Genomic DNA, 10,232 nt, shown 5'->3' with positions numbered 1-10,232 from the left:
CTCCCCCTCCCACCCCCCACCGTTGGAGCCCGCCATGAGAGCGTCACCCTCGGCACGCCTGCGGCCAGGAGCCCTTCCTCCTTCGCTGCGCGCCGCCTTCCTGCTGCTGCTGGCCGTGGGCCTCGCGGTCTACGCGCTGGCAGGCCCCACTACTTCCGCGCACGCCGCCGACACCCTGCTCTCCCAGGGCAAGCCCGCGACGACGTCCTCCACCGAGGGCGCCGGCTACCCCGCCGGCGCGGCCGTCGACGGCAGCACCACCACCCGCTGGGCCAGCGCCTGGGCCGACCCGCAGTGGCTGCAGGTCGATCTCGGAGCCACCTCCACGGTCAGCAAGGTCGTGCTGAACTGGGAGAATCCCGCGTCCGCGTTCCAGATCCAGGTGTCGGACGACGCCTCGCACTGGACACAGATCTACTCCACGACGACCGGCACCGGCGGCACCCAGACGCTGACGGTCAGCGGCTCCGGCCGCTATGTGCGGATGTACGGCACCGCCCGCGCGAACGGCTACGGCTACTCGCTGTGGGAGTTCCAGGTCTACGGCACCGCGGGCACCGGCGGCACGGGCGGCACCACGACAGGCGGTGGCGACGGCGGCGCGAACGGCGGCAGCACCGGCACCCCGCCGCCCGGCAACTGGACGACCGTGTGGAGCGACGACTTCAACGGCGCCGCGGGCACCTCGCCCAACGCGGCCGACTGGATCACCGACACCGGCACCGCCTACCCCGGCGGACCTGCGGCCTGGGGCACGGGCGAGGTCGACACGGCCACCAACTCCCCGGCGAACGTGGGCCTCGACGGCGGCGGCCACCTCAACCTGACCGCGCTCAAGTCGGGTACGGCGTGGACGTCCGGCCGGATCGAGACCAAGCGCACCGACTTCACCGCGCCGGCCGGCGGCCGGCTGCAGATCTCCGCGACCCTCAAGCAGCCCTCCGTCGCCAAGGCGCTCGGCTACTGGCCGTCCTTCCGGGCGATGGGCGCCGCCTACCGGGGCAACACCGGTTCCTGGCCGGCGGTCGGCGAGAGCGACATCATGGAGGACGTCAACGGGCGCAGCCAGCTGTCGGCGACCCTGCACTGCGGGACCGCGCCCGGCGGCAACTGCTCCGAGTACAACGGCCTGACCAGCGGTCTGGCCACGTGCACGGCCTGCCAGAGCGGCTACCACACCTACTCGGAGATCATCGACCGCACCACCTCGGACGAGCAGATCCGCTGGTATCTCGACGGCAACCAGGTGTGGCAGGTCAACGAGTCGCAGGTGGGCGTGTCCACCTGGAACGCGGCCGTGCACCACGGGGTCTACGTCGACTTCAGCCTGCGGATCGGCGGTTCGTACCCGGACGCGGTCTGCGGCTGCACCTCGCCGGCCGCCGACACCACGTCGGGCGGTGCGCTGAGCATCGACAACGTGACGGTCTCGCAGACGACGGGCAACGCCCCGGCCCCGCTGACCGATCCGCCGGTGCCGACCGCGCCGAGCAGCGTGCACGTCACCGGCAGCCAGGGCAACTGGCAGCTGACGGTGGACGGCAAGCCGTGGCAGGTCAAGGGCATGACGTGGGGTCCGGCCAACACCACGGCCGACTCGCACATGCGGGACCTGAAGTCGATGGGCATCAACACGCTGCGCACCTGGGGCACCGACGCGGGCAGCAAACCGCTGCTGGACGCGGCGGCGGCGTACGGGCTGAAGGTCGTCAACGGCTTCTGGCTCAACCAGGGCGCGGACTACGTCAACGACACGGCGTACAAGACGAACACGCTCAATGACATCAAGAACTGGGTGACCACCTACAAGAACCATCCGGGTGTGCTGATGTGGGACGTCGGCAACGAGGTCATCCTGACCACCCAGGACCACTACTCGGGTGCGGCGATCGAGCAGCAGCGGATCGCGTACGCGCAGTACGTGGAGCAGGTGGTGCAGGCGATCCACGCGATCGACCCGAACCACCCGGTGACGTCGACCGACGCGTGGACCGGCGCGTGGCCGTACTACAAGCAGTACACGCCCTCGCTCGACCTCTACGCGGTCAACTCCTACGGCGCGGCGTGCAATGTGAAGCAGGACTGGATCAACGGCGGTTACAGCAAGCCGTACATCGTGACCGAGTCCGGTGAGGCCGGCGAGTGGGAGGTGCCCAACGACGCCAACGGGGTGCCGACGGAGCCGACCGACGTGCAGAAGCGCGACGCCTATGTGTCGGCGTGGAACTGCATCGTCGGGCACACCGGGGTCGGCCTCGGGGCGACGATGTTCCACTACGGCGACGAGAACGACTTCGGCGGTGTGTGGTTCAACGTCCGTCCCAGCGGCTGGAAGCGGCTGACGTACTACTCGGTGGCCAAGGACTACGGCGGTACGCCGCAGGCCAACACCCCGCCGGTGATCAGCTCGATGACAGTCGCGAACAGCGGTGCGGTACCGGCCGGCGGGCAGTTCACGGTGTCGGCGACGGCGACCGATCCGAACGGCGATCCGCTCAGGTACCAGTTGATGTACACGTCGAAGTACGTGGACAACGGCACCGGGCTGCACCAGGTGGACTTCACGCAGACCGGGAACGGGCAGTTCACCGCGACCGCGCCGAAGACCCTCGGGGTGTGGAAGGTCTACGTCTACGCCTACGACGGGCACGGCAACGTCGGGATCGAGACCAAGTCCTTCCGGGTGGTCCCCCCGCAGGTGGGCGGCACCAATGTGGCGCTCGGCAAGCCGACGACGGCGTCGTCGTACCAGACCGACCCGACGGGCGGCTGCCCGTGCACGCCGGGCAACGCGACGGACGGCAACATGAGCACCCGGTGGGCGAGCGACTGGAGCGATCCGCAGTGGATCCAGGTCGACCTGGGCGCCAGTACCGCGGTCAAGCACATCCAGTTGGCGTGGGAGTCCGCCTACGGCAAGGCGTACCAGGTGCAGTTGTCGAACGACGGCACCAACTGGACCAACGCCTACTCGACCACGACCGGAACGGGCGGCGTCGACACCTTCGACGTCAGCGGCTCCGGGCGCTACGTACGGGTGACGATCGGGCAGCGCGGGACGGCGTACGGCGATTCGCTGTACGAGTTCGGGGTCTACGCGTGAACGGCCGGCCCGGATGAGACCGGGGCGGGGCGCGGCAGGCCTGTGGGGGGCTGCCGTACCCCGCCCCATCCGTGCTGTGGCCTGCGCCGCAACCCGGAGAGCGCTCTCCCGGCCATGGTATAACTGCACGCATGACGAGCAGCCGTCCGGCGGGGCCACGCCAGCCCACTCTGGAAGACGTCGCCCGGTCCGCCGGAGTGTCACGGGCGACGGTGTCGCGGGTGGTCAACGGGACGCGGAATGTGGACCCGGAGATCCAGCGGATCGTCCAGGAGGCGGTGGCGGCCACCGGTTATGTGCCCAACCGGGCGGCCAGGACACTGGTCACCCGGCGCACCGACTCGGTGGCCCTGGTGTTCTCGGTGCCGGCCCACCGCACGGCCGACGACCCCTTCCTCGGCCAGGTGTTCAGCGACCCGTTCTTCGGGCGGGTGGTCGGCGGTCTGCTGGCGGTGCTGCGCCCGCGCGGGGTGCATCCGGTGCTGATGCTCGCCGACTCCGAGGACGCCCGGCACACCCTGGTCGCCAATCTGCGCCAGGAGCACATCGACGGGGTGGCGCTGGTGTCGATAGCGCCGGGCGACTCGCTGCCGTTCCTGCTGACCGAGGCGGGGCTGCCGACGGTGCTGTTCGCGCGCCCGTCGACGGCGATCCCGATCAGCTATGTGGACGTGGCGCAGCAGGCGGGGGCGAAGCTGGCCGCGGAGCGGCTGCTGGCCCGCGGGTGCCGGCGGATCACCACGATCGCCGGGCCGTTCGACTCGCCGGCCGGGCAGGACCGGCTGGCGGGCTTCCGGGAGGCGATGGCCGAGCACGGCCACGCGTACGTGCCCAGCGTGGAGGGCAGTTTCACGCAGGTCGGCGGCGAGCGGGCGATGCGGGAGCTGCTGGAGCGCTTTCCCGACACCGACGGGGTGTTCGTCGCCAACGACCTGATGGCGCAGGGCGCGCTGCTGGTGCTGCGCGACCACGGGCGCCGGGTACCGGAGGACGTCGCGGTGATCGGCTTCGACGACAGCAGCGCGGCGCTGGCGTCCCGGCCGCTGCTGACCACCATCAGGCAGCCGGTGGAGGACATGGCGGCGGAGATGGCGAAGCTGCTGATGGCGCTGATCGACGATTCGTCGCAGGACACCCGGTCGGTGATCTTCAAGACGACGCTGGTGCTGCGGGACTCGGCCTGAGCGGTACGGCCGCCGCGCGGCCTGCTCCTGATCCGCGCCCGCCTGGCCGGTGCGCCCGGCACCGCGGCCAGGCGGGCGCGGTCAGTCGGTGCGGGCGGGGGCGGCAGGCACGGCGATGGCGGCGGCCAGCAGGCCGTCGCGGACGATCCAGCGGCCGGTGAAGATGTCGGGTCCTGTGCCCTCGGCGAGCAGCGGCCCGGGGATGAGCAGCCGCGCGGTGTAGCTCCCGCGGTCGGGCGCGGCGGGATCGGGCGTGTCGGGGTCGGCGGTGAACAGGAGCTCCGCCTCGTGGAAGCCGAGCATCCGGTGGTGGTAGGGGTACCAGGCCTTGTAGACGGTCTCCTTGGCGCTGAACAGCAGCCGGTCCCAGTGCGTTCGGGGAGCGCTCTCCATGAGCGCGGTGAGCGCGGCGCGTTCGGCGTCGGTGGCGACGATGGCGTCCAGGACTCCCTCGGGCAGCCGGTCATGGGGTTCCGCGTCGATGCCGAGGGTGAGGAGGTCGCTGGTACGGGCGACGGCCGCGGCGCGGTAGCCCTCGCAGTGGGTGATGCTGCCGACGACCCCGTCGGGCCAGAGCGGGGCGCCGCGTTTGGCGTCACGCAGTACGGGGCCGGGCGGGGCGCCGAGGCGGGCGAGGGCGTCACGGGCGCAGGCGCGCCCCGCGGTGTATTCGCGCTGCCGTTTGACGACGGCCCGGGCGACAGCGGCGGTCTCCTCGGGGTGCAGCGGCACATGGTCGAGTTCGTCGCCGTAGGCGGCGCGGGTGAACGCGCCGGGCGGCAGCAGGTGTTCGATCACCGGTGGACCGCCTGCCGCGGGCCGGACAGGATCCGGCGGGGTCCTGACGGTCCCGCGGCGCGGCTGCCCCACTCGCGGGGGTAGCCGAGCGAGACCTCGGTGAAGCGGACGCCGTCGCGCCAGATGATCCGCGGGATGTGGAGGTGGCCGTATACGACTTCGGTGGCGCGGAAGCGGGTGTGCCACTGCTCGGTGAGCTCGGTGCCGCACCACAGGGCGAACTCGGGATAGTGCAGGATCTCGGTGGGCTCGCGGTGCAGCGGCCAGTGGTTGGCCAGCACGGTGGGCAGGGCGGGATCGAGCGCTTCGAGGCGGCGGGCGGTCTCGGCGACCCTGGCGCGGCACCAGTCGTCGCGGCCGGGCAGCGGATCGGGGTGCAGGAACATCTCGTCGGTGCAGACGATGCCTGCCGCGCGGGCCTGGGAGAGCGCTTCCTCCTTGGTACGGGCGCCGGGTGTGCCGTCGCGCCAGGTGTAGTCGTACAGCAGGAACATCGGGACGACGGCGACCGGGCCGCGCGGGCCCTCCCACAGCGGGTAGGGGTCCTCGGGGGTGATCACGCCGAGCCTGCGGGCCTCGTCGACCAGGCGGCGGTAGCGGGCTTCGCCGCGGAGCTGGACCGGGTCGTCGGGCGGTGTCCACAGTTCATGGTTGCCGGGCAGCCAGATGACGGTGGAGAAGCGCTGCTTGAGGGTGCTCAGCGCCCATGCGATGTCGGTGGAGCGCTCCGCGACGTCTCCGGCGACGAGCAGCCAGTCGTCGTCGTGCTCCGGCCGTAGCTCCTCGACGATCTGCCGGTTGGCCTGGTATCCGACGTGCAGGTCGCTGATCGCGAGCAGGTGTGCTCCGTCAGGGCCGGTCATGGCGACTCCGCCCGTCGTGGTGTCGGCAACAGGACGCCACCGATTGTCCCAGACGGTCACCCCGCGGCCAAGCCCCTACGGGTCGTCAGAGATCGGCCGCGGTGGGTGCGGGTGCGGTCGGTGGCGTTCGGCGGGGGTCGGCCGGGGTAGGTCGGGTCAGTCGCGGTCGATCAGGACGGCGCTGCCCTGGCCGGCGCCGACACACATGGTGGCCAGGCCGCGGCGGGCGCCGGTGCGCTGCATGCGGTGCAGGAGGGTGGTGAGGATACGGGCGCCGGACGCGCCGAGCGGGTGGCCCAGGGCGATGGCGCCGCCGTCGGGGTTGACCAGGTCCGGGTCGATGGCGAGTTCGCGGACGGCGGCCAGTGCCTGGGCGGCGAAGGCCTCGTTGAATTCGGCGGCGTCGATGCTGTCGGCCTTGCGGCCGAGGCGGGCCAGGGCGCGGCGGGTCGCGGGGACCGGGCCGATGCCCATGAGGTCGGGGTGGACCCCGGCGCTGGCGCCCGCGGCGTAGCGGCCGAGGGATTCCAGGCCGAGGTCGTGCAGGGCGGTTTCGCTGACCAGCAGCAGGGCGGCGGCGCCGTCGTTCATGGGCGAGGAGTTGCCGGCGGTGACGGTGCCGCCGTCCCGGAAGACCGGGGCGAGGCCGGCCAGCCGCTCCGCGGTGGTGTCCTCGCGGATGCTCTCGTCGCGGGTGACCGTGACGTCGTCGGGGCGGGTGACGGGAAGGATCTCGGCGTCGAAGCGGCCGGCCGCGCGGGCGGCGGCGGCGTTGCGGTGCGAGCGCAGCGCGAAGGCGTCCTGGTCGGTGCGGCTGATCCGGTAGGCCGCCGCGACCTCCTCGGCGGTCTCGCCCATCGGGAGCACGCCGTGCAGGTCGCGCATGCGGGGATTGGTCAGCCGCCAGCCGAGCCGGGTGTCGTACGTCTGGAGCGTGCGCGGCAGGGCCTCGTCGGGGCGGGGCAGGACGAAGGGGGCGCGGCTCATCGACTCGGAGCCGCCGGCCAGCACGATGTCGGCCTCACCGGCGGCGATCGTACGGGCGGCGGCGGTGACGGCTTCCATGCCGGAGGCGCACAGCCGGTTCACCGTGGCGCCGGGCACGGTGTCGGGGAGCCCGGCGAGCAGTGCCGCCATGCGGGCGACATTGCGGTTGTCCTCGCCAGCCTGGTTGGCGGCGCCCCAGTACACGTCGTCGATCCTGCCCGGGTCGAGCGAGGGCGTGTCCGCGAGGAGGCCGCGGATGACGGTGGCGGCGAGGTCGTCGGGCCGGACGCCGGCGAGGGCTCCGCGGAGGCGGCCGATCGGGGTGCGGCGGGCCGCGGCGAAGTGGACTACGGGGGTCATCCCCTTAAACTAGCAGCGCTAACTTTCCCGGTCGACCGCCGCCACGGCCGAACGTGCTTCCGGGGGCGAGGGGTGTGCGGTGCCTCCGCGTAAGGGGGTGCGCCCAGGGGCGCGGGGAACTGCGCGAGCAACCACCCACCGGCCGGTGGTCCGGAGCGGACCGGACAGTCCCTCCGGGCCGGTGACGACCCGCGCGCCGTGGGGGCAGGCCGCGCCCCTGGGGCGCACCCCCTGCCGCAAGGGGAGCCGAGCCACCCCCGAACGCCGGGGAAGGGCGCCCCCCGGCGCGGCGGGAACGCCTCGGGCCCGCGCCGGCGGAGCACGTTCAGAAGATCCTGCGGAGCAACTCGTGGAGAGTCGCCCGCTCGGCAGGAGTGAGAGGCGCCAGCAAGCCGGCCTGAACCGCCTCGGCCTCGACGATGAGCGAGGAGAGGGCGGCGCGCCCGTCCGGCGTCAGGCAGACCCGCAGGCGGCGCCGGTCGACCGGGTCGCGCGTGCGGGTGACATGTCCCGCACCCGCGAGGTCATCGAGGACCTTCACGATGTCGCTGGGGTCGATGGCGAGCCGCTCGGCCAGGTCCCGCTGCGAGTGCGGGCCGAAATCGGCGAGGGCGGCGAGCACCGCCATGTGCCACAGCCGCAGGCCCCGCGCAGACAGCTCGGCGGCGAGCCGGCCGCGGGCGTCCTTACCGGTCCTGGACAGCAGATACGTCGTCAGGGCAGTGAGTGTCGGCGGGATCGCCAGCTCGTCCATAGTGAGTATTATAGGGTTGCACCCACAGTAGGTCCGACCCCACCATTAGAGAGCTTTCCGATGGACGCACTTCACCCCCGCCTGCTGGCCGGCGACTTCACCGCCGCCTTCCGTTTCTACGACGCCGTGCTGCCGGAGCTGATCGGCGCGGAGCTCGCCCGTGGCACGGCGGACGGCCCGTACGCGAGCTGGGACGTCGGCGCCGAAGGCGCCCTCGCGCTGATCGAGCGGGGCGCGATGGCCGCGCTGACCGGGAGCGCGGCGGCCGGCGGCGACCGGGGGATGCTGGTCAGCCGGGTGGCGGACGTGGCTGCCGGGTACGAGCTGTGCCTGCAGCACGGCGGGCAGCCGGTCGCCGGGCCCGCCGCCCGGCCCGAGTGGGGGCCGACGATGCGTACCGCCCACGTCAGGGACCCGGACGGCAACTTGTGGGAGCTGCAGTCGTATTGAGGCGCGTACCGGAAGCGGATCACGCGAGGGCGATGAGCTGCCGGGCCGTGCCGGCGGGGTCCACGATCTGGTGCAGGTGCGCGCCGGGCAGGTGTGCCACCCGCCAGCCGCGTTCGCCCGCCTCGGCGGCAAGGTCGTCGTACGGAGGGCCGAACAGCAGGTAGGAGCAGGGATGGTCGTCCCAGCCGTCGGGGACCGGGATGCGCTGCTCGTAGTAGGACAGGGGCAGCGCGGGCTGCTCCTCGACGACCGTCCGGCGCACGATCGGGTCGGAGAACATCGGTGCGACGTCCGCCTCGTCCCACCAGTCGGTCCAGCGCGGCAGTATGCCGTTCACGGCCATCGGGCGGAGGAACTGCAGCAACTCGGCTGAGGCGACAGGGGTCGGCCCGGTCCGGGCGGGTAGCGCGGCGTCGACGAAGACCGAGCCGGCCACCGGGTGGTCGAGGCCGGCGCGGATCGCCGGGAGGAACAGGCCCGCGTTGCTGTGTGCCACCAAGACGACGGGGCTGGCGGCCGGGACCTGCCGGAGGTCGTCGCGCACAGCGCCGGCGATACGGGGCCAGAAGGGCGGGGCGCCGGCGCCGGTGTGCAGCAGGGACGGCACCCGTACGTGGTATCCCGCCGTCGCCAGGTGTTCGGCCACGGGGTGCCAGGTCGAGGGGCCTACGGACGGGCTGTGCACGAGAACGAAGGTCGGCTGCATGTGACGATCCTGTCGCCCGCGCCGCCCGAGCCGCGACGGTCTCGGCTGACAGCGGAACGACGGGATGCGAAAGGGTCCGTCCTCCGCCGCAGGAAGGATTCGTTCCACCCACGCGCTGACGGTGGCTTCGCGGCGGACCGCGACAGGCCCTACCGCCGGTCCGGGAGGCGGGTGAGCTTGTCGGGGTTGAGGACGGCGAAGACAGCGTGGATGACGCCGTCCCTGATGTCGAGCAGGGTGACCTGCTCGTGGCCGTCGACGGCGAGCAGCAGGGCGGGCCGGCCGTTGGCCTCGGTCAGGCGGGTTTCACCGAAGGGGTAGCGGCTGACCAGGCCGAGGACGAAGGCGATGACGTGGTCCCGGCCGGTGACCGGGCGCAGGGCGGCGCGGGCGCGTCCGCCGCCGTCGTTCCAGGCGACGACGTCCTCGCTGAGCATGCCGGTCAGCGCGTCGAGGTCGCCGCCGCGGGCGGCGTCGAGGAAGCGGGTGAGCAGCCGGGAGTGGTCCTCGTCCGAGGGCCGGAAGCGGTCGCCGCGGACGGCGGCCAGCCGGGTCGCGGCCCGGTGGTGCAGCTGGCGGCAGTTGGCGGCGGTGCCGCCGACGATCCGGGCGATGTCGTCATAGGGCATCTCGAAGGCTTCACGCAGTACGAAGGCGGCCCGCTCGGGCGGGGTGAGCTGCTCCATGAGGTGCAAAGTGGCGTACGAGAGGGTGTCGCGCAGCTCCGCCGTGTCCAGCGGGCCGAGTTCGCCGGCGTCGACCGGTTCCGGCAGCCACGGGCCGACGTACGCCTCACGGGTGACGCGGGCCGAGCGGAGCTGGTCCAGGGCGAGCCGGGAGACCACGGTGAGCAGGTAGGCACGCGGTTCGCGGACCTCGTCGCGGTCGGCGCGGGTCCAGCGCAGATACGCCTCCTGCACGACGTCCTCGGCGTCCCACATGCTGCCGAGCAGCCGGTAGGCCAGGCCGAGCAGCAGCGCCCGGTGCTGCTCGAAGACCGGCGCGTCGGCGGTGACGGCGGCCACGG

General features: G+C 72.5%; 9 protein-coding genes and 1 pseudogene. 4 read left to right on the top strand and 6 right to left on the bottom strand.

Annotation, left to right across the window (positions count from 1 at the left end; all coding sequences use genetic code 11):
* Nucleotides 1-34: 34 nt before the first annotated feature.
* The 3 genes and pseudogenes from V7E46_RS33950 to V7E46_RS21860 form a co-directional block, all read left to right on the top strand.
* Nucleotides 35-520 (top strand): annotated as a pseudogene (locus V7E46_RS33950) (discoidin domain-containing protein); the annotation flags it as partial.
* 900 nt (nucleotides 521-1,420) lie between these two features.
* Nucleotides 1,421-3,103, top strand: coding sequence for a galactose-binding domain-containing protein (locus tag V7E46_RS33945; RefSeq protein WP_443054297.1), 1,683 nt, complete (start codon nucleotides 1,421-1,423; stop codon nucleotides 3,101-3,103).
* A 131-nt stretch (nucleotides 3,104-3,234) separates the two neighbouring features.
* Nucleotides 3,235-4,287, top strand: coding sequence for a LacI family DNA-binding transcriptional regulator (locus tag V7E46_RS21860; protein ID WP_329181045.1), 1,053 nt, complete (start codon nucleotides 3,235-3,237; stop codon nucleotides 4,285-4,287).
* A gap of 81 nt (nucleotides 4,288-4,368) precedes the next feature.
* On the opposite strand, the gene V7E46_RS21855 is transcribed toward V7E46_RS21860, so the two are convergent.
* From V7E46_RS21855 to V7E46_RS21840, 4 genes are all read right to left on the bottom strand, one after another.
* On the bottom strand, nucleotides 4,369-5,085 hold the full coding sequence (locus V7E46_RS21855) for a 4'-phosphopantetheinyl transferase family protein (protein ID WP_329181043.1): 717 nt from the start codon (nucleotides 5,083-5,085) through the stop codon (nucleotides 4,369-4,371).
* Nucleotides 5,082-5,948: a metallophosphoesterase family protein gene (locus tag V7E46_RS21850; RefSeq protein WP_333770000.1), complete on the bottom strand. Its 867-nt coding sequence runs from the start codon at nucleotides 5,946-5,948 to the stop codon at nucleotides 5,082-5,084. Before V7E46_RS21850 ends, V7E46_RS21855 begins: the two co-directional genes overlap by 4 nt.
* A gap of 156 nt (nucleotides 5,949-6,104) precedes the next feature.
* Nucleotides 6,105-7,295, bottom strand: coding sequence for an acetyl-CoA C-acyltransferase (locus tag V7E46_RS21845; RefSeq protein WP_333769999.1), 1,191 nt, complete (start codon nucleotides 7,293-7,295; stop codon nucleotides 6,105-6,107).
* Nucleotides 7,296-7,620: 325 nt separating this feature from the next.
* Nucleotides 7,621-8,049: a MarR family winged helix-turn-helix transcriptional regulator gene (locus V7E46_RS21840; protein ID WP_333769998.1), complete on the bottom strand. Its 429-nt coding sequence runs from the start codon at nucleotides 8,047-8,049 to the stop codon at nucleotides 7,621-7,623.
* Nucleotides 8,050-8,109: 60 nt separating this feature from the next.
* Between V7E46_RS21840 and V7E46_RS21835 the strand changes: the two genes are divergently transcribed.
* A complete protein-coding gene (locus tag V7E46_RS21835; RefSeq protein WP_333769997.1) occupies nucleotides 8,110-8,499 on the top strand; it encodes a VOC family protein in 390 nt (129 codons plus the stop codon).
* A gap of 19 nt (nucleotides 8,500-8,518) precedes the next feature.
* Here V7E46_RS21835 and V7E46_RS21830 read toward each other — a convergent pair whose 3' ends face one another.
* Together V7E46_RS21830 and V7E46_RS21825 are read right to left on the bottom strand one after the other, a co-directional pair.
* A complete protein-coding gene (locus tag V7E46_RS21830) occupies nucleotides 8,519-9,205 on the bottom strand; it encodes an alpha/beta hydrolase (RefSeq protein WP_333769996.1) in 687 nt (228 codons plus the stop codon).
* Between the two features lie 149 nt (nucleotides 9,206-9,354).
* Entirely contained in the window at nucleotides 9,355-10,230 is an 876-nt protein-coding gene (locus V7E46_RS21825; protein ID WP_333769995.1) for an RNA polymerase sigma-70 factor, read from the bottom strand.
* Between the last annotated feature and the right edge of the window lie 2 nt (nucleotides 10,231-10,232).

The sequence above is a fragment of the Streptomyces sp. IBSBF 2435 genome (genome assembly GCF_036815005.1).
Lineage (GTDB): Bacteria > Actinomycetota > Actinomycetes > Streptomycetales > Streptomycetaceae > Actinacidiphila.
Note: the sequence above shows the minus strand (reverse complement) of the source record. Positions and strands in the feature narration are given on the sequence as shown.